A 19,091-nucleotide genomic window follows, 5' to 3' on the forward strand; every position below is an offset into this window, starting at 1 on the left:
GAAGCCACCTTAGGGAGCGACGGGACCGAATAAAAATTCATTGTCTTGGCAACAACGTTCGTTAATATCGAACGATATGGCCGCCTTGAACTACAACCACCTGCGCTACTTCTGGGCCGTTGCGCACGATGGCAACCTCACCCGGACCGCGGAACGGCTACACCTCACCCAGTCGGCCCTGTCGGTGCAGATCCGCAAGCTCGAGGAGCGTCTGGGACATGCGTTGTTCGAGCGGCGAGGGCGGCAGCTGCACCTGACCGAGGCCGGGCAGATCGTCCTCGACCACGCCGATGCGATCTTCGCCACCGGTGATGAACTGCTGGGCACGCTGCGGCAGACCGGTGCGGCCCGGCAGGCGCTGCGCGTGGGCTCGCTGGCCACGCTGTCGCGCAACTTCCAGATGGAGTTCCTGCGCCCGGTGCTGGGCCGCACCGACATCGACCTGATTCTTCGCTCGGGCAGCGCGGGCGAACTGCTGCGGGCGCTGGAGGTGCTCAACCTGGACGTCGTGCTGCTCAACCAGGCGCCGCCCGGCGACGCGCTGACCCCGTTCGTCACCCATCGGCTCGCGCAGCGCCCGGTCAGCCTGGTCGGCACGCCGGACCGGCTGGGCCATGCCGCGCGTCTCGCCGACCGCCTGCGCCGCCACCCGATCATCCTGCCGACGCTGGACAGCAGCGTGCGCACCGGCTTCGACGCCCTGGCCGATCGCCTCGGCGTGCGGCCGCAGATCGTGGCCGAAGTGGAGGACATGGCGATGATGCGCCTGCTCGCGCGCGAGGACATCGGCCTGGCCGTGCTCCCCCCGATCGTGGTCAAGGACGAGATCGCCACCGGCGTGCTGGTGGAAGGCGATCAGCTCCCCGACATCGTGGAGACCTTCCACGCCGTCACCATGTCGCGGCGCTTCCCCAATCCGCTGGTGCGGCTGTTGCTCCAGCCCTCTGCCGCAGCCACGGAGCCGTAGCGCCGCTTCGTGACGCCGGCAGCGCGGCGGCGGACATCGCGACCGTTCGCCCCGCCGCGGTCGGTCGCCAGCGCCGGGCCTGATGCCTTTGCTGCGGTCGGCGGGACGCGCTCGCCGGCGCGAGCGACACCATCGGCGCGGCTACGACGCGTAACGCGCCCGGTCGAGATCGGCGATCAGCGTCGGCCCCTTCGGACGCCAGTCCAGCCGCGTCTGCGTGAGGGTGCTGGAGGCCGGCATGTCCATGCCGGCGAAATGGATCAGCCATCCGAAGTAGGCCGGCGCTTCTTCCTGCGCGATCGACCTCACCGGCAGTTTCAGCCCGCGGCCGAGGGCTTCGGCGATCTCGCGGCTGCTGACGCCTTCCTCGCCGACCGCGTGATAGCGCGCGCCGCGCGCGGCCGCCTCCACGGCCAGCCGATACAGGCGCACGGCATCGTAGAGGTGCCCGGCCGCCCACCGGTTGCGGCCATCGCCGACATAGGCCACGAAGCCCTTCTCGCGGGCAACGGCGATGAGCGGTGAGATCAGGCCCTGCTTGAGCGGCGTGTGGACCTGCGGCAGCCGCACCACCGAGACGTTCACCCCCGCCTCCAGCAGGGCGTGGCCGGCCAGTTCGGACGCGATGCGCGGATTGGGATGATCGGCATTGAAGACCTCCTCGCTCGCCGGTTCACCGGGCCGGGCGATGCCGATGCCTGTCCCCGAGGTGATGACCAGGGGCCGGTCGGAACCCGCAAGCGCCGCGCCCAGCGCCGCGATGACGCGCCCGTCCTTCTCGCAGTTCTCGACGAAGCGGGAGAAATCGTGGTCGAAGGCGGTGTGGATCACGGCGTCGGCCTGGGCGGCACCGGCACGCAGGCCGTCCGGGTCCTCGAGCGTGCCGCGATGAACGTCGGCGCCCGCGTCGAGGAGCGCCTGCGCGCCCGCGTCGGAGCGGCTGACGCCGATGACCTGGTGGCCCGCGCCGACGAGTTCGGGAACGAGGGCCGAACCGATGAAGCCCGTCGCGCCGGTCAGGAAGATGCGCATGATGAAAGGTCCGTAGGAAGCGGTCCCGGCACTATCTGCGCATTCGCCATACCGTTAAATTAGTGAGCTCATCCTAGTAAAGCCACTAACAGGCTCACCATGTCCCTCACCGCGGCCAAGTCGCTCGGCGAGTTCCTAAGAAGCCGCCGCACACGCCTGGATCCGGCCAGCTTCGGGTTCACCGGTCGCAGGCGGACACCCGGGCTGCGCCGGGAAGAGGTGGCGCAGCGCGCCCACATCAGCCCGACCTGGTACACCTGGCTCGAGCAGGGCCGCGGCGGCGCGCCCTCGGCCGAGGTCCTGGACCGCGTGGCCGGCGCGCTGATGCTCACCGAGGCCGAGCGCGAACATCTGTTCATGCTCGGACTGGGGCGGCCGCCCGAGGTCCGCTACAAGGCGGTGGACAGCGTCAGCCCCCGGCTGCAACGGCTGCTCGACCTGCTCGATGCGAGCCCGGCGATCATCCGCACGGCCACCTGGGAAATCGTGGCCTGGAACCGGGCCGCGGCGGTCGTGCTGACCGACTACGGCGCACTGCCGGTGGGCCAGCGCAACATCCTCTACTTCCTGTTCCGCGATCCGGCCGCGCGCGCCAAGCAGCACGACTGGGACAGCGTGGCCCGCTTCGTGGTGGGCGGCTTCCGCGCCGACGTGGCGCGTGCCGGCCTGGCCTCCGAAGTCGGCGAGCTGGTGGACGAACTCAGCCGCCTCAGCCCGGAGTTCGAAGCGCTGTGGCGCGACAACGAGGTGCTCGACGCCGGCGGCGGCGAACACCTCAAGCGCCTGCTGCACCCAAAGCTGGGCCCCATCGAACTGGAGTACTCGGCGTTCGCGGTCGATGGCCGGCCGGACCTGAGCATGATCGTCTACAACCCGACCGATCCCGGAGTCGCGCAGCGCATCAGGACGCTGGCCACCGCGTCCGGCTGACGCCGACCGAGGACCAGATCAGTCCGGCTGTCCCGTTGTCCGGAAGCTGCGCGACGGTTCCCTGCACGCTTTCCAGACACGGCCGATTCCTAGGATGGAGCCCCCCACACCTTTGGATCACCGCCATGGCCGAACCGGTCGCGGAGCTGGACAACGTCCGCGAGGAAGAGCTCGAGGAACGCGCGCCGTCCAAGGCGGCCGCGGTGCACGAGCGCATCAGCCGGCAGGGCGAGAAGGAACTGGCGCGCGAGTTCTTCGCGCTGTTCTGGTCGGCCATCGCCGCGGGCATGACGATGAGCATGTCCTTCCTTGGCCGGGCGCTGCTGCAGGCCTATCTGCCGGACGCGCCGGCCGCGTTCCTGATCGAGGCCGCCGGCTATGCGCTGGGCTTCGTGTTCGTCATCAGCGCCGGGCAGCAGCTGTTCACCGAGAACACCATCACCCCGGTCCTGCCGGTGATGCGCAACTTCAGCCTGTACAGCCTGGGCCGGCTGCTGCGGCTGTGGGGCATCGTGCTGCTGGGCAATCTGGTGGGCGGCTTCATCGCCGCGGCCGTATTCGCCTGGCTGCCGATGTTCACGCCCGAGGTGGACAAGGCGCTGCTGGAGATCGGCCTGCACCTGGGCCAGGTGCCGCTGTCCACCACCTTCGGCACCGCGGTGCTGGCCGGCTGGCTGATCGCCACGCTGGTGTGGATGCTGCATGCGATCGAGCAGAACAAGCTGGCGATGATCGTGATCGTGACCTGGCTGATGGGCGTGGCCGGCGTGGCCCACGTCGTGGTGGGCACCATCGAGGTGATGTACGTGATCCTGCTCGGTCAGGCGCAGGTCTGGCCTTCGCTCGTCGGCGTGGTGCTGCCGGCCCTGATCGGCAACGTGCTCGGCGGCACCTTCATCTTCGCGCTGATGAGCCACGCGCAGGTCAAGGCGGACGTGGAGTAGCAAGCCGCCTGGCGGGTGCGGGGCGCGACCGGGCTGCGTCACACACCACGCGATGCGAGCGGCGGGCGGGCCATCACGGCGCGCCCACCTCGAGGACTCAGCCCTGCCTGGCGGCCTGGTAGCGACGCGCGACCTCGTCCCAGTCGACCACCTTGTAGAAGGCCTCGATGTACTCGGGCCGGCGGTTCTGGTACTTGAGGTAGTAGGCGTGTTCCCACACGTCCAGGCCCAGGATGGGCGTCAGGCCCTGCATCAGCGGGCTGTCCTGGTTGGCGCTGTTCTCCACGCTGAGCCTGCCGGCTTTGTCCACGCACAGCCAGGCCCAGCCGCTGCCGAAGCGCGTGATCGCCGCCTGGGTGAAGGCCTTCTTGAACGCGTCGAAGCCGCCCAGTTCGGCCTCGATCGCCGCGGCCAGCTCGCCACTGGGCTCGCCGCCGCCCTGCGGCGACATCACCGTCCAGAACAGCGAATGGTTGGCATGGCCGCCGCCATGATTGGTGACCGGGCCCTTGAGCTTGTCGGGCAGTTCGCCGATACGCGCCACCAGTTCCTCGACCGGCAGCTCCGCCCACGGTGTGCCTTCCACCGCTGCGTTGAGCGAGTTGACGTAGGTCTGGTGATGCTTGCTGTGATGGATCTCCATCGTCTTGGCGTCGATGTTGGGCTCCAGCGCGTCGTAGGCGTAGGGCAGATCGGGCAGGGTGTAGGTCATGGTGCCTCCGTTGGGTGGATGGTCGGGAAGGCAGGCCGGATCGAGCGGACCGGCCGAGGCCACGTTGCCGCGCATTGGCCAGGCCAAAGGCGGATGCCCGGCATGCCGGGGTCAACGAGGTGGAGGACATGAGCTGCTCGATCATGACGCTGCGCTATGGGGCCGCGCGTGGGCGGCGTTCGCGTTGCGTCTGCGGCGGGCCGTTGCCCGGGACCGCACGTCAGCGTGTGGGTACAGGCCCGATTGTCGCCGCTTCCCGGTAGGCTGGCGTGAACGCTGCAAAGGCCGCGCGTAGAATCGCGCGCTGGTTCCCTCAGGAGGCTGCGTTGCCATGGATCCCGCCGCCGAGGCCGTCGCCCGCGCGCCCGACGCCCAGGACGAAGCCTGGATGCGTCAGGCCTTCGCCGTGGCCGATCGCGCCCAGCACGAGCTGGACGAGATCCCGGTCGGCGCGCTGCTGGTCGACGCGCAGGGCCATTGCATCGGCCAGGGCGGCAACCGCAACCGCTGCGATCACGACCCGACCGCGCATGCCGAGATCGTCGCCATGCGCCAGGGCGGGGCGCATCTGCGCAACCATCGGCTGGTGGGCTGCACGCTCTACGTCACGCTCGAACCCTGCGCGATGTGCGCCATGGCCATGGTCCACGCCCGTCTGGCGCGCGTGGTCTATGCGGCGTCCGACCCCAAGACCGGCGCGGCCGGCAGCGTGTTCGATCTGCTCGCCGACCCGCGCCACAACCACCGCGTGCAGGTCACCGGCGGCGTGCTGGGAGAGGAGGCCGGTCGGCGACTGACCAACTACTTCCGCGCCAAGCGCGGCCGTCCGCTGCTGGAGTGAGGTTGCCGGCCGCCGTGATGAGGGCAGCGCGCGGGGCGCCATGTTCGTCACGGCTGCAGGAGGACAGGTTCCGCCTGCGCGACGCCGTGAGGTAAGCCGATCCGTGACATCGCACGACCGCGCCGATACGCCGGAACGCGGTCGGCGACGGCCGCGCCGGAGCGCTGCGTTATGATGAACGACTGTTCCGCTCTGCCGCTCGCCATGACCAAAAGCCTCAACGCCAGCCATTTGATCTGGATCGACCTGGAAATGACGGGTCTGGACACCGACCGCGATTCGATCCTGGAAATCGCCACGGTCGTGACCGATTCCCAGCTCAATGTGCTGGCCGAAGGCCCCGAGTTCGCCATCGGCCATCCGCTCGACGCGCTGCAGCGCATGGACGAATGGAACCGCAACCAGCACCGGCGCTCCGGGCTGTGGGACCGCGTGGTGGCCAGCACCGTGACCCTGGGGCAGGCCGAAGCGGCGACGGTGGAGTTCCTGGCGCAGTGGGTGCCGGCCAACGCCTCGCCGATGTGCGGCAACTCGATCTGCCAGGACCGCCGCTTCCTGCACCGGCTGATGCCGCGCCTGGAGCGCTATTTCCATTACCGCAACCTGGACGTGAGCACGCTCAAGGAACTGGCGCGACGCTGGGCGCCGCAGGTGCTGGAGGGCGTCAAGAAGCAGTCCTCGCACACCGCGCTCAGCGACGTGCACGACTCGATCGCCGAACTGCGCCATTACCGCCGCTACCTGGCGCAGCTGGCGCTGCCGCAGCAGGGCTGAGCACGCTGCGATCTCGCGGCGAACTTGGCTCGGTGGAAGCCGCCATGGCGGCTCCCACCGAGCTACAGACAGCAAGAAGGCGGCCTTGGGCCGCCTTTCTGCTGTTCAACTCATGCGATGAGGCCGCGCGCTAGTTGCCCTTGGCCGCACCAGGGCCTGCGCCGGTATCGCCATCGTCGGTCACCGCCTTGGTCAGCAGCTCGGCCAGCGGACGACCGTCGGCATCATGGTGGTAGACGTGCAGATCGCGCTGCGGGTAGGGGATGGACAGGCCCTGCTCCAGCAGCTGGTTGCGGATGGCCTCGATCACGGTGCTCTTGGCGTTGCCGAAGTCGCCGTTGGTGGCGTAGGCGAACAGCATCAGGTCCACGCTGCTCTCGCCCAGATTGGTGACCTGCACGAACGGCTTGGGCTCCTTGAGCACCAGGGGATTCTGCTCGGCGATCTCCAGCAGGATGCGCTGGGCCTGCTTGAGGTCGTCGTCGTACCCCACGCCCACGGTGATCTCCAGCCGGCGCGTGGGCAGGGTGGAGTAGTTGATGATCGGCGCGGTGGTGATGGTGCTGTTGGGCAGGGTGATGATGCGCTGGTCGAAGGCGCGGATGCGGGTCTGGAACACGCGGATCTCATCGACGATGCCTTCCTGCCCGGCGGCGACCACATGGTCGCCGTCGCGCATCGGCCGCAGCACGATCAGCATCACGCCCGAGGCGATGTTGGACAGCGAATCCTTCAGTGCCAGGCCCACGGCCAGGCCGGCCGCGCCCAGCACGGTGGCCAGCGAGGTCGCCGGCACGCCGATCTTGGTCAGCGCGCTGACGAACACCAGCACCAGCAGCACCGCATAGGACACGTTGCGCAGGAAGCTGCTGAGCGTGCTCTCGACGCGGGCGCGGGTCAGGGCACGCTCCAGCGCCAGGCTCAGGCGCTTGGACAGCCACATGCCCACCACCACGATGACCAGCGCGATCCCCCAGTTGAGGAGGATCCCGGCCCAGTCCACGGTGCTCCAGTCGAACGCCGGCGCGCTGGCGGGCTTGGCCGGCGCGGCGGCGCTGGTCGTGGCGGCCGCCAGCAGGTTGGGCGAACCCATCACGCGGCCTTGGTCTTGGCCAGCGCCAGCCACGTGTCGACGACGGTGTCGGGGTTGAGCGAGACCGACTCGATGCCTTCCTTCATCAGCCACTCGGCCAGGTCCGGATGGTCGGAGGGGCCCTGGCCGCAGATGCCCACGTACTTGCCCTTGGCCCGCGCGGCCTTGATCGCCATCGACAGCAGCTTCTTGACGGCCGGATTCCGCTCGTCGAACAGGTGCGCCACGATCGACGAATCGCGGTCCAGGCCCAGCGTGAGCTGGGTGAGGTCGTTGGAGCCGATCGAGAAACCGTCGAAGATTTCCAGGAACTCCTCGGCCAGCAGCGCGTTGGAGGGCACCTCGCACATCATGATGATCTTCAGGCCGTTCTCGCCCTGCTTGAGGCCATTGGCCTCCAGCACCTCGACCACCTTGCGGCCTTCCTCCAGCGTGCGCACGAACGGGATCATGACCCAGAGGTTCTCCAGGCCCATCTCGTTGCGCACCTTCAGCACCGCCTTGCACTCCAGCGCGAACGCATCGGTGAAGGAGGGATCGACATAGCGGCTGGCGCCGCGGAAGCCGATCATCGGGTTCTCTTCCTCCGGCTCATAGCGCGTGCCGCCGATCAGATTGGCATACTCGTTGGACTTGAAGTCCGACAGGCGCACGATCACCGGATTGGGCGCGACCGAGGCGGTCAGCGTGGCGATGCCCTCGGCCAGGCGGTTGACGTAGAAGTCCACCGGCGCGCCGTAGCCGGCGATCTTGGCGTCGATCTTCTTCTTGGTCGCCGCATCTTGCTGGTCGTACTCGAGCAGCGCCTTGGGATGGATGCCGATGTGGCTGGCGATGATCATCTCCAGGCGCGCCAGGCCGATGCCGGCGTTGGGCAGCTGGCCGAAATCGAACGCGCGCTCGGGATTGGCGACGTTCATCATGATCTTCAGCGGCGCCGGCGGCATGTTGCCCAGGTCCGTGGTGGTGCGCTCGAACTCCAGCACGCCGTCGTAGATGAAGCCGGTGTCGCCCTCGGCGCAGCTGACGGTGACTTCCTGGCCGTCCTGGACCAATTCGGTCGCATTGCCCGAGCCGACCACCGCCGGCACGCCGAGCTCGCGCGCGATGATCGCGGCATGGCAGGTGCGGCCACCGCGGTTGGTGACGATCGCGCTGGCGCGCTTCATCACCGGCTCCCAGTCCGGATCGGTCATGTCGGCGAACAGCACGTCGCCCGGCTGCACGCGGTCCATGTCCTCCAGCGAGCGCACCACGCGCGCCACGCCGGCGCCGATCTTGGCGCCCACGGCCCGGCCTTCGGCCAGCACCTTGGCACCCTTGGCCGACAGCGCGAAGCGCTCGATCTGGGTCGCATGGCTGCGCGACTTCACCGTCTCCGGGCGCGCCTGGACGATGAACAGCTTGCCGCTGACCCCGTCCTTGGCCCATTCGATGTCCATCGGGCGCTGGTAGTGCTTCTCGATGGTCAGCGCCTGCTTGGCCAACTCCTGCACATCCTCATCGCTGATGGAGAAGGTGTTGCGCAGCTCGGCGGGCGTGTCCTCGATGCGCACGCGTTCGCCCGGCACGTCCGAATAGACCATGCGCACCTGCTTGCTGCCCAGCGAGCGGCGCAGGATCGCCGGCTTGCCCGCACTCAGCGTGGGCTTGTACACGTAGAACTCGTCGGGGTTGACCGCGCCCTGCACGACCATTTCGCCCAGGCCGAAGGAGGAGGTGACGAACACCACGTCGCGGAAGCCGGACTCGGTGTCCAGGGTGAACAGCACGCCCGAGGCGCCCACGTCCGAGCGCACCATCAGCTGCACGCCGGCCGAGAGGAACACGTCCTCGTGCTTGAAGCCGTGATGCACGCGGTAGGCGATCGCACGGTCGTTGTAGAGCGAGGCGAAGACCTCCTTAACCTTGTGCACGACATCGTCGGCGCCGGTGACGTTGAGGAAGGTCTCCTGCTGGCCGGCGAAGGACGCATCGGGCAGGTCCTCTGCGGTGGCCGACGAACGCACCGCGACAGCCACATCGCCGCCGCCGTTCTCGGCCGACAGCTGCGCATACGCACTGCGGATGTCCTGGTCCAGTTCGGGCTGCAGCGGAGCATCGATGACCCAGCCGCGGATCTCCTTGCCGGCCGCCGTCAGCGCGCCGACGTCCTCGACATCGAGCGTCTCGAGCTTGTCGAAGATGCGCTTGGACAGATCGTTGTGCGCGATGAAGTCCTTGAACGCCTCCGCCGTGGTGGCGTAGCCGCCGGGCACCGAGACGCCCAGCTGGGCCAGGTTGCCGATCATCTCGCCCAGCGAGGAATTCTTGCCGCCAACGCGGGCCAGGTCCGACAAGCCAAGCTCATGCAGCCACAGGATGTTCTGGTTCAAGCGCTACGCTCCGATAGCAGCCGTTGCCACACCCGGTGGGGTTGCAGCGTCGGGCCGCGTCCTAGGGGGAAAGGCGGTTATGATGCAGTGCCAAAACAAGCATCACAAGCTTGAATTGGCGGGGTTTTCAGTTTCAGCAGACAGGATGAAGGCAATGTCGAGTGTCCGGCCGGTGTTCTATGTCTCGGATGGAACCGGTATCACCGTTGAAACCATTGGGCATAGCCTGCTCACCCAGTTCTCCGGGTTCTCCTTCATCACCGACCGGATCCCGTTCGTCGACGATCCGGAAAAGGCCAGCGACGCGATCGAGCGCATCCGCGAATCGGGCCTGCGCCACGATGCGCGCCCGATCGTGATCCACTCGATCGTCGATCCGTCCATCGCCCAGGCGTTGGCCTCAAGCGGCGCGCTGATGCTCGATGTGTTCGCGCCCTTCATCGATCCGATGGAACGCGAACTGGGCGCGGTGCGCCAGTCGCGCGTGGGCCAGGCGCATGGCATCGTCAACTTCGAGGCCTATCACCGGCGCATCAACGCGATGAACTTCGCGCTGACCCACGATGATGGCGTGGCGATCAACTATGACGAGGCCGACCTGATCCTGGTCGCGGTGTCGCGCGCCGGCAAGACGCCCACGTGCGTGTATCTGGCGCTGCATTACGGAGTCAAGGCGGCCAACTATCCGCTGACCGATCAGGATCTGGAGAGCGACCGGCTGCCCGCGCGCCTGCGTCCGTACCGCAAGAAGCTGTTCGGCCTGACCATCGACCCGGACAGGCTGTGCCAGATCCGCCAGGAGCGCCGGCCCAACTCGAGTTACGCCAAGTTCGAGACCTGCAAACGCGAGGTCGCCGCGGCGGAGGACATGTTCCGCACCGAGCGCCTGCCCACGCTGAGCACCACGCACACCTCGATCGAGGAAATCGCCAGCAAGGTGATGTCCACCCTGGGCCTGCAGCGCGAAATGCTCTGAAGCCGCAGGCATCTGCCCGGCTTCAAGGCGCTGGAAACGATGCCGGCCTGGCGCTTGGAAAAGCGCAGGCGGACCTCCACGTTAGGTGCACAACCCACCGGGCGTCAATGCTGCCGCATGCGCCTGCCAGCGTGTAGGATCCCCCCATGGCATTGACGCTCTCCCGCGCCGCGCACCTCCCCAAGCTGGGCCGCTTCGGCTGGCTGATGGGGCTGTACGCGGAAAACTACGGCCGGTTGGCGCGGCTGTTCGCTCCGATCGACCTGGAGCCAGGCCAGTACGTGTCCAGCATCGGCGATGGCCTGGATCTGCGCGTGGATGTCATCGAGACCCACCGCTACACGGTCGAGCTGCGCCTGACCTATGGCCTGATCGATCCGCAGACCGGCGAGCCGGATCCTTCGGCGTTCGTGCGGGTGTACCGCGATGCGCGCCAGGCCGAGGCCACGCACTGCTACGTGGGCCGGCGCTGGCAGGATGTGATCGGGCTGTTCCCGCCGCCGGCCGAGCTGATCAGCCACCGCATGCGCATGAACACCTTCCTGGGCAAGTGGCTGGAGTATCTGTCCGAACGCGGCCATGGCGTGGCCACGCTGCGTCGTGTCGATGCGGTCGATGCCGAGGCGTCCGCGCTCGCCTGAAGCGGGCGCTTACCAGAACTCGGGCAGGGGACGCTTGATGATGGCGTCGGTGCAGTCGATCTGCGATTCCACGTGCATGCGCGCCAGCGCCAGATAATTGGCCTTCGGGCCGCTGCCACTGCCGGCCACCTCTCCCAGGTACTCGCTGCCCGCCCACACGCGGCCGATCCACTCGGCCTTGTCCTCGCCGATGGTCATGGTGATGGTGTAACGCAGCCGTCGCCCGCGCTTGTCGGTGCACATGTACACCGTGGGGAACTGCATGGCGAACTGGTTCTCGGTGCTGAGCTTGCTCAGGAACGCCCGCGTCTGCTCCACCAGTTCCGCACGCTGCTGGGGATCCAGGTGCTCGGTCTCGCCCTTGAAGTAGGGCGAGTCGTTCAAGAAGTGCTCGACAGCCTCCGCGGGCGCATAGCCGTTGCGCCGGATCCAGCTGGCGAAAGCGGTTTCATGGCGGGCGAACAGGGCAGTGGCTGGCTTCGACATCGAGACTCCTGGGGATCGGCAGGCGGAACGCGGGGCGGCATCGCATTGCACGGCGTTGCGCCTGTTTATTTTGATGAAGCCCGGGTGGCGTGAGCATGAAGATGCAGACGCTTTCTTCTTCATGTGGGGCTAATGCTTGCCGCCCTTCGCGCGCTTGCGACTTGCAGGTTGACCTTGCGTCCCGTGCTTCTGCGATGAGCGCGATGGCCTCGAAGATGGGCGCTATGGCTTCGGAGGGGCAGCGGCCTGATGGGCGGCGTCCGATTTCCCCAGGAGTCCTGATCCGTTCGCCGCGGCGCCTCGACCGGTCGGGCGTGCGGAAAGCGGGCCAGGGAAGGCTCGGCGGCGAGTCCGCCAGAGAGATGGACCGAGCCGAGGAGCCACGTCCGGCCAGGTCGAGGTTGGTTGGCGAAGTGAGCGCTTCGATCCGCTCAGGGACCGACAGGCCTAAGCCAAACCCTCGACAAACAAAAAAGCGCAGCGGGTGAGCGCTGCGCTTCTCGTAAAACCTGGCGTCCCCACGGGGATTCGAACCCCGGTCGCTACCGTGAAAGGGTAATGTCCTAGGCCTCTAGACGATGGGGACGCGTCTGGAACATCTGACGCGAACGGGTCGGTCTTCGGACCCGCGCATCCTGGATGCGGCGATGAAGTGGTGGAGCCAGGCGGGATCGAACCGCCGACCTCCTGCATGCCATGCAGGCGCTCTCCCAGCTGAGCTATGGCCCCGAACTTCAAGAAAAAGCGCAGCCGGACAACGCTGCGCTCTTCGTACAACTTGGCGTCCCCACGGGGATTCGAACCCCGGTCGCTACCGTGAAAGGGTAATGTCCTAGGCCTCTAGACGATGGGGACGCGGTGAAACCTGTGTTGCCTCGCGGACGGGCCTAACGTCTGCGATTGAAACGTGGTGGAGCCAGGCGGGATCGAACCGCCGACCTCCTGCATGCCATGCAGGCGCTCTCCCAGCTGAGCTATGGCCCCGGTGTCTTGGGAGCCCGGCATTCTAATGACGCTCCGGGCCTTCCGCAAGCATCACGCGAAGGGAATCGTGCGGGCAGTGTCGGGTCTGGCGAGCGTTGCTTCGAGGCCGCGATGCGTCCGCCGGCGCGGGTAGGCACTCGACGGGCCAAGCGCCGCCCGACGGGGTGTCGCGAGGATCGGGAGCGCGTCGCACCCGGGCCGCGCGGGTTGAAGGGGATGGCGAAGGCGCGGGGCAGGGAGTCGACGCGCACCCCATAAGGCGCGGCCGCATGGGGCGCCGATCCGGGAGACTCCCCGCGCCAAGCGCGCAGGATCGGATGAGATGTCTCCAAGGTCGTCGCGCCAGACGAGGAGAACGGCTCCATAGACATTCAGCATCACGCTGAGAAATCGCACTGCGCAACGCCGGGGCTGCGCACTGTGCGAGCGCGCTCGCAGGCGCGTTAGACGAGCGCCCAACGAGCGCCGTCGCGCCATGTCTCGCGAAAACGATCAGGCCGCCGAAGCGGACACGTTCCAGCGCAGGATCACCGGCACGTTCGCGTGGCGGGCGTCCAGATCGAGCACGCACAGCGTGGCCGGATCCAGGATCAGATGCTGACCCAGGTCGACCGGCCGCTGCAGCCAGCGCGCGGTCAGCACACGCCCGAAGTGGCCGTGGCTGAAGACCGCCACGTCGCCCGGCAGCGTCAGCAGGCGCGAGACCAGCCGGTCGGCGCGCGCGGACACGGCCGCCGGCGACTCGCCGCCGGGACAGCCGTCGCGCCAGATGTCCCAGTCGGGTCGCGCGGCCAGGATCTCGGTCGAGCGCAGGCCTTCGTAGTCGCCGTAATCCCATTCGGCCAGATCCGGCTCGATCTGCGCGGCGTGCCCAAGGCCGGCGAGCCGGCAGGTGTCCTGCGCGCGCTGGCGCGGGCTGACCAGCACGCTGGCGAAGCGCACGCCGGCCAGCAACGGCGCAAGCGCGCCTGCCATCTGCGCGCCGTGTTCGGTCAGCGGGATATCGGTGCTGCCGGTATGGCGGCCGGACCGCGACCATTCGGTCTCGCCATGCCGGATGAGATGGATCGCCAAGGCCGTCTTTCCTGGAAGTGGGGACGGCATCGTAGACAGTTCCGCGCGAGGCGTGCACGCCTCGGCAACGCCCTGTCTCCTAGCCGCCAGCCGCGGATGCGGACAGGGCAGGGTAGTCGGTCAGGCCATGCGCCCCGCCGCCGAACAGCGTGGCGGGATCGTGCGCGTTGAGCGGCGCGCCGATGCGCAGACGCTCGGGAAGATCGGGGTTGGCCACGAAGGGCCGACCGAAGGCGATCAGATCGGCCCAGCCTTCCTCCAGCGCGGCACGCGCACGCTCGGCGGTGTACTTGCCGGCGTAGATGAGCGCGCCGGGGAAGGCGGCACGCAGCTGCTGCTTGAACTCGAGCGGCATGTGCGGCGCATCGTCCCAGTCGGCCTCGGCGATATGGAGGTAGGCCACGCCGATCTCACCCAGCCGCCTGGCAGCGGCCAGGTAGGTGACCTGCGGCTGCGCGTCCGAGCAGCCATTGAGCGTGGTCAGCGGGGCCAGGCGGATGCCGACGCGGCGCCTGTCCCCGGTGCCTTCGACCAGCGCCGTGGTCACTTCCTCGAGGAAGCGCAGCCGGTTCTCCAGCGAGCCGCCGTAGGCATCGGTGCGGTCGTTGGCGTTGGAGTCGATGAACTGGTTGACCAGATAGCCGTTGGCCGCATGCAGCTCGACGCCATCGAAGCCGGCAGCCATGGCATGGCGCGCGGCCTGGCGGAACTCGTCCACGATGCCGGAGATTTCCCCGGTGGCCAGCGCACGCGGCATCGAGGCCTGGACGAAGCCGGGCGTGCCGTCGCGCTCGGCCACGAATACGTTGACGCCTTCGGCCTGGAGGGCCGAGGACGACACCGGCGATCGCCCGTCGAGCAGGCTGGTGTGGCTGAGCCGGCCGACGTGCCAGAGCTGGGCGAAGATCCGCCCGCCGGCGGCATGCACGGCCTCGGTCACCTGGCGCCAGCCTTCCACTTGCGCGGGACTGTGGATGCCGGGCGTCCACGCGTAGCCCTTGCCCAGCGGAGCGATCCAGGTGCCTTCGCTGACGATCAGCCCGGCGCTGGCGCGCTGGGCGTAGTAGGCGGCCATCAGCGCGTTCGGCACATCGCCGGGCTGGCTGGCACGCGAGCGCGTCATCGGCGGCATGACGATACGGTTGGGCAATTCGAGCTCGCCCAGGACATAGGGCTGGGTGAGAGGATCTTGGATGTTGGACATCATGGGTCTCCTTGGCGGGCAGGCGAACGCCGGCCATGCGGGAAAGTGGGGGAGAAAGGACTCGGCCAAGCCGGTTGCGCATGCGCGGCGACGTGTCAGTCCCAGGCCGGCGCCAAACCGGTGGGATCGACCTCGCGGCCATTGCGCTCGAGCGTGGCGATCTGGGCCATGTCGTCCGCATCCAGCCGCAGGTCGCGCGCGAGCAGGTTGCTGGCCAGGTTCTCGCGCCGGGTCGAGGAGGGGATCACCGCATGGCCCAGCTGCAGGGCCCACGCCAGCGCGACCTGGGCCACGGTGGCCTGGTGCTTGTCCGCGATCCGCATCAGCACCGGGTCCTTGAGCACCTTGCCGTAGGCCAAGGTCATGTACGAGGTGACTGCGATGCCCTGCTCCTGCAGGAAGGCGGTTAGCTTGCGACCCTGCAGATACGGGCTCAACTCGATCTGGTTGGTGGCGATCTCGCCTTCGCCCACCACGGCAATGGCCTGGCGGGTGAGGGCGATATTGAAGTTGGACACGCCGATCTGGCGGGTCAGGCCCAGCGCCTTGGCCTCGGCCAGTGCCGTCATGAACTCGGCGAGCGCCACGCCGTTGCCGGGCGCCGGCCAGTGGATCAGGGTCAGGTCCACGCGGTCGGTGCGCAGCTTGTCCAGGCTCTGGCGCAGGCTGGGGATCAGCTTGTCCCGGGCGTAGTGATCGACCCAGATCTTGGTGGTCAGGAACAGCGCATCGCGCGCGACGCCGCTCTCGGCGATGGCCTGGCCGACTTCGGCCTCGTTGCCGTAGACCTGCGCGGTGTCGATGTGGCGATAGCCCAGTTCCAGCGCGTTGCGCACCGAATCGATGGCGGTCTGGCCGGTCAGACGGAAGGTGCCGACACCAAAGGAAGGAATGCTCATGGAAAACGCTCCGATTGCGTGGAGAGAAAGGCGAGGGGAGATCAGGCCGCGTGGGCCAGGGACGCGGCGTTGCGACGATCCAGCCGGCCTGAGAGGACAGTCAGGCCCAGGGCGCCCAGCGTCACCAGCGCCGCGATCCAGGGCGTGTGGGCGAGCCCCAGGTGCGCGACCACCTGCGCACCGGCCCAGGAACCGCCCGCCACACCCAGGTTGAAGGCCGAGATGTTGAAACCGGCGGCGACATCGGTCGCATCGGGCGCCACCTGTTCGGCCTGCCTCACCACATAGACCTGCAGGGCGGGCACATTGCCGAAGGCCACCGCGCCCCAGGCGAGCACCGTCAGCACGACCAGCCACGGCGAGGAGGCGGTGAAGGTCAGCACCAGCAGCACCAGCGCCAGCAGGCCGAAGATGACTTTCAGCGCACCAACCGGCCCGCGGCGATCGGCCAGGCGACCGCCCCAGACGTTGCCGATGGCCACCGACACGCCATAGGCCAGCAGCACCAGGCTCACTATCTGCGGCCGGAAGCCCGAGATGTCTTCAAGGATGGGCGCGAGGAAGGTGAAGGCGATCAGCGAGCCGCCATAGCCGACCGCGGTCATCGCGTAGACCAGCAGCAGGCGCGGCTGCAGCAGCACGCGCAGCTGGCGGCGCAGCGGCGCCGGCGTGGCGTGCGCGATGTTTCGCGGCACCAGCGACTGCGCGCCGATCATTGCCACCAGACCGAACACCGCCACCGCCAGGAACGTGGTGCGCCAGCCGAAGTGCTGGCCGATGAACGTGCCCAGCGGGATGCCGGTGACGAAGGCCACGGTCATGCCGCTGAACATCGTGGCGATGGCGCTGGCCGCCTTCTCCCGTGGCACCAGGCTGGTGGCGACGATGGAGCCGACCGAGAAGAACACGCCGTGGGCCAGGCCCGTCAGCAGGCGGGCGACGATCAGCGTGGCGTAGCCCGGCGCCAGCCAGGCCACTAGGTTGCCGACGGTGAACAGCGCCATCAGCCCGACCAGCAGCGGCTTGCGCGGCACCCGGCCGGTGATGGCCGTGAGGATGGGCGCGCCGATGGCGACGCCCAGCGCATACAGGCTGACCAGCAGGCCGGCGGAGGGCAGGGTGACACCCAGATCCGTCGCGATGGTGGGGATCAGGCCGACGATGACGAATTCGGTGGTACCGATGGCGAAGGCCGCCAGGGTCAGGGCGAGGAGGGCAAGCGGCATGGTGGACTCACGTCAGGGCGCTTCTGGTATGAAGCGATGGCGCGCAGTCTGGGCGCTTTACATTTCCGGGAAAACACCCTAATAGGTCATATACTTTTGATCCGGCGTCAACAATGAAGATCACCCTCGACGAACTGCAGGCCTTCATCGCCGTGGTGGACGCCGGTTCGATCACCGCGGCCGCCGAGCACCTGGAGCAGACTGTGTCCGGGATCAGCCGCACCCTGGCCCGGCTGGAAACCAAGCTGGACACCACGCTGCTGCGCCGGACCACGCGGCGGCTGGAGCTGACCGAGGAGGGCGCCGCCTTCCTGGCCCGCGCCCGCGCCATCCTGGATTCGGTCGAGGCGGCCGAGGAGCAGATGGCCGCGCGGCGACAGCAGCCCGTGGGGCGCCTGCGCGTGGATGCGGCGACGCCGTTCATGCTGCACGTCATCGTGCCGCGGGTGGCGGGCTTCCGCGCGCGGTTTCCCAAGGTGGAGCTGGAGCTCGCCAGCAACGAGGGCATCACCGACCTGCTGGAAAAGCGCACCGACGTGGCGTTCCGCATCGGGCCATTGAAGGACTCGACCCTGCATGCGCGACCGGTCGCCACCAGCCGGCTGCGCGTGCTGGCGAGCTCGGCCTATCTGGCGCGCGCCGGAACGCCCAGGCGCGTCCCTGACCTGAAGGCGCACTCGCTGCTGGGCTTCACCCAGCCGGAGTCGTTGAACCGATGGCCGCTACACGACGCCGACGGCCAGCCCCTGCAGATCCGCCCCGACGTGGCGTCCTCCAGCGGCGAGATCCTGCGCCAGCTGGCGCTCGCAGGCGAGGGCATCGCCTGCCTGTCCGACTTCATGACCGCGGCCGACCGCCAGCGCGGCGACCTGGTCCAGCTTTTGCCCAAAGCCACCCTCGACGTCCGTCAATCGATCAACGCCGTCTACTACCGCAACACCACGCTTGCCTCACGCATTACCTGCTTCATCGACTACATGATCGATGCGCTGGCGCCGGGGAAGTTTGAGGCTTGAGGACGCTGGGGCGCCGTCTGGTTTGCAGGATCTGCAGCCGATGCGAGAGGCAGATGGCTAGATCGCAGAGCCAGACTAGTTCGCATGCGTCCGGCGCCATTCGTAGAGGCAAAGCCTCCAGACGGGCTCAGCAAGGCTCATAGGGCAGGTCCTGCCAGCCGTTCGGGAGTCGCTTGAGCCGACGGCCGCCAATGCAGCGTTCGTCCTCTGCCAACGGACGCTTGGTCCTTGCCTGCGGCGGCGTGAAGCCTGGCGTGGGCGGCACCGCAGACTGCGCCTGCCGCGTGGCCTGCTGCAGCTGCCGGCTGAGCTGCTTCGCCGCATCTTCCGCCTGACTGGCCGCGAAGCTGGCCAGGACAAGGAATGCGACGCCCGCCACAGCCGCGCTCATCAGCTGGCCGACAAAGACGCCGAGCGCGATCTGCCACCACAATCCGTCGTGCGGCCCGCGCGTGGGCTGGTAGCGATAGTTCATTGGCCTGTCCCTGGTCGAAGTCCTGGAGCATAACGGGAGGCAGGCGTCCGCCTCCAAAGCGTATGGCAGCTTGACGAGGAGCGGTGCTAAGGGGAGCGCCAAACCCGCTTACAGCCAAACATTACTTCGCATAATGTATATTATGTAATATCTACTCACTGGGGCTCTCGCGGCATCTCGCGATCCAGTAGCTGCCTGCCAATGCCCTTGCCCCACGCCTGATCGACAGGATGAGCCAACGCTGGTGCGCACGGTTCCCACCCAGGTCTTCGGCATCGAGCGCGATGGAGCCGACGATTTGGCCGTCGACGATCGCGGTGCCAGACCCGGTTCCCCGAATTGTCCAGGCGATGGCAAAACGCGCAGCCAACCCGGTGACCACGACCGATTCAAAGGCCTAGCCGAGGCTTGACCCCGAGGATCATCAGGCCGAGCGCGCAAT

Annotated in this window: 18 protein-coding genes and 4 tRNA genes; 8 read left to right on the forward strand and 14 right to left on the reverse strand. The window is 67.8% G+C overall.

The annotated features are described in order from the left end of the window. Positions 1-76 precede the first annotated feature (76 nt). Positions 77-967 (forward strand): LysR family transcriptional regulator, encoded by an 891-nt coding sequence (locus tag LAJ50_RS10275; RefSeq protein ID WP_138651068.1) that lies wholly within the window; start codon positions 77-79, stop codon positions 965-967. A gap of 141 nt (positions 968-1,108) precedes the next feature. On the opposite strand, the gene LAJ50_RS10280 is transcribed toward LAJ50_RS10275, so the two are convergent. Beyond that, positions 1,109-1,999: an SDR family oxidoreductase gene (locus LAJ50_RS10280; protein WP_138651067.1), complete on the reverse strand. Its 891-nt coding sequence runs from the start codon at positions 1,997-1,999 to the stop codon at positions 1,109-1,111. Positions 2,000-2,098: 99 nt separating this feature from the next. On the opposite strand from LAJ50_RS10280, the gene LAJ50_RS10285 reads away from it, so the two are divergent. Further along, a complete protein-coding gene (locus LAJ50_RS10285) occupies positions 2,099-2,929 on the forward strand; it encodes a helix-turn-helix transcriptional regulator (protein ID WP_138651066.1) in 831 nt (276 codons plus the stop codon). Between the two features lie 125 nt (positions 2,930-3,054). Continuing rightward, complete coding sequence (locus LAJ50_RS10290; protein ID WP_138651065.1) at positions 3,055-3,873, forward strand: formate/nitrite transporter family protein; 819 nt, start codon at positions 3,055-3,057, stop codon at positions 3,871-3,873. A 97-nt stretch (positions 3,874-3,970) separates the two neighbouring features. On the opposite strand, the gene LAJ50_RS10295 is transcribed toward LAJ50_RS10290, so the two are convergent. Beyond that, positions 3,971-4,585: a superoxide dismutase gene (locus LAJ50_RS10295; protein ID WP_138651064.1), complete on the reverse strand. Its 615-nt coding sequence runs from the start codon at positions 4,583-4,585 to the stop codon at positions 3,971-3,973. A gap of 331 nt (positions 4,586-4,916) precedes the next feature. Between LAJ50_RS10295 and tadA the strand changes: the two genes are divergently transcribed. Further along, positions 4,917-5,426: a tRNA adenosine(34) deaminase TadA gene (gene tadA, locus LAJ50_RS10300; protein WP_138651063.1), complete on the forward strand. Its 510-nt coding sequence runs from the start codon at positions 4,917-4,919 to the stop codon at positions 5,424-5,426. A gap of 204 nt (positions 5,427-5,630) precedes the next feature. Continuing rightward, a complete protein-coding gene (orn, locus tag LAJ50_RS10305) occupies positions 5,631-6,200 on the forward strand; it encodes an oligoribonuclease (protein ID WP_138651062.1) in 570 nt (189 codons plus the stop codon). Positions 6,201-6,330: 130 nt separating this feature from the next. Here the strand turns inward: orn and LAJ50_RS10310 are convergent, their stop codons facing one another. Both LAJ50_RS10310 and ppsA read right to left on the reverse strand, forming a co-directional pair. Further along, on the reverse strand, positions 6,331-7,293 hold the full coding sequence (locus LAJ50_RS10310) for a mechanosensitive ion channel family protein (protein ID WP_138651061.1): 963 nt from the start codon (positions 7,291-7,293) through the stop codon (positions 6,331-6,333). Continuing rightward, positions 7,293-9,668, reverse strand: coding sequence for a phosphoenolpyruvate synthase (ppsA, locus tag LAJ50_RS10315; protein WP_138651060.1), 2,376 nt, complete (start codon positions 9,666-9,668; stop codon positions 7,293-7,295). The genes LAJ50_RS10310 and ppsA overlap by 1 nt, the downstream gene beginning before the upstream one ends. A 154-nt stretch (positions 9,669-9,822) precedes the next feature. Here ppsA and LAJ50_RS10320 point away from each other — a divergent pair, with 154 nt between their 5' ends. Both LAJ50_RS10320 and LAJ50_RS10325 read left to right on the forward strand, forming a co-directional pair. Next, positions 9,823-10,644: a pyruvate, water dikinase regulatory protein gene (locus LAJ50_RS10320; RefSeq protein WP_130553025.1), complete on the forward strand. Its 822-nt coding sequence runs from the start codon at positions 9,823-9,825 to the stop codon at positions 10,642-10,644. Between the two features lie 146 nt (positions 10,645-10,790). Continuing rightward, entirely contained in the window at positions 10,791-11,285 is a 495-nt protein-coding gene (locus tag LAJ50_RS10325; protein WP_130553026.1) for a DUF1249 domain-containing protein, read from the forward strand. Positions 11,286-11,294: 9 nt separating this feature from the next. On the opposite strand, the gene LAJ50_RS10330 is transcribed toward LAJ50_RS10325, so the two are convergent. The 9 genes from LAJ50_RS10330 to LAJ50_RS10370 form a co-directional block, all read right to left on the reverse strand. Beyond that, the gene (locus LAJ50_RS10330; protein ID WP_138651059.1) at positions 11,295-11,771 is read right to left on the reverse strand and encodes a hypothetical protein; all 477 of its coding nucleotides are present in this window, start codon (positions 11,769-11,771) and stop codon (positions 11,295-11,297) included. A 510-nt stretch (positions 11,772-12,281) separates the two neighbouring features. Next, positions 12,282-12,357, reverse strand: a tRNA-Glu gene (locus LAJ50_RS10335). Positions 12,358-12,424: 67 nt separating this feature from the next. After that, positions 12,425-12,500 (reverse strand) — tRNA-Ala (locus tag LAJ50_RS10340). Between the two features lie 50 nt (positions 12,501-12,550). Further along, positions 12,551-12,626 (reverse strand) — tRNA-Glu (locus LAJ50_RS10345). 53 nt (positions 12,627-12,679) lie between these two features. Beyond that, positions 12,680-12,755 (reverse strand) — tRNA-Ala (locus tag LAJ50_RS10350). Between the two features lie 492 nt (positions 12,756-13,247). Then, positions 13,248-13,829, reverse strand: coding sequence for a histidine phosphatase family protein (locus tag LAJ50_RS10355; RefSeq protein WP_171044510.1), 582 nt, complete (start codon positions 13,827-13,829; stop codon positions 13,248-13,250). A 79-nt stretch (positions 13,830-13,908) separates the two neighbouring features. Beyond that, entirely contained in the window at positions 13,909-15,033 is a 1,125-nt protein-coding gene (locus LAJ50_RS10360; protein WP_138651057.1) for an alkene reductase, read from the reverse strand. Between the two features lie 95 nt (positions 15,034-15,128). Next, the gene (gene dkgB, locus LAJ50_RS10365; RefSeq protein ID WP_138651056.1) at positions 15,129-15,932 is read right to left on the reverse strand and encodes a 2,5-didehydrogluconate reductase DkgB; all 804 of its coding nucleotides are present in this window, start codon (positions 15,930-15,932) and stop codon (positions 15,129-15,131) included. 41 nt (positions 15,933-15,973) lie between these two features. Further along, a complete protein-coding gene (locus LAJ50_RS10370) occupies positions 15,974-17,158 on the reverse strand; it encodes an MFS transporter (RefSeq protein ID WP_138651055.1) in 1,185 nt (394 codons plus the stop codon). A 113-nt stretch (positions 17,159-17,271) separates the two neighbouring features. On the opposite strand from LAJ50_RS10370, the gene LAJ50_RS10375 reads away from it, so the two are divergent. Then, complete coding sequence (locus LAJ50_RS10375; RefSeq protein ID WP_138651054.1) at positions 17,272-18,174, forward strand: LysR substrate-binding domain-containing protein; 903 nt, start codon at positions 17,272-17,274, stop codon at positions 18,172-18,174. Positions 18,175-18,301: 127 nt separating this feature from the next. On the opposite strand, the gene LAJ50_RS10380 is transcribed toward LAJ50_RS10375, so the two are convergent. Next, positions 18,302-18,649, reverse strand: coding sequence for a chloride channel protein (locus tag LAJ50_RS10380; RefSeq protein WP_130553033.1), 348 nt, complete (start codon positions 18,647-18,649; stop codon positions 18,302-18,304). Positions 18,650-19,091: the final 442 nt, after the last annotated feature.

The organism is Pseudoxanthomonas sp. X-1 (assembly GCF_020042665.1).
GTDB lineage: Bacteria > Pseudomonadota > Gammaproteobacteria > Xanthomonadales > Xanthomonadaceae > Pseudoxanthomonas_A > Pseudoxanthomonas_A spadix_A.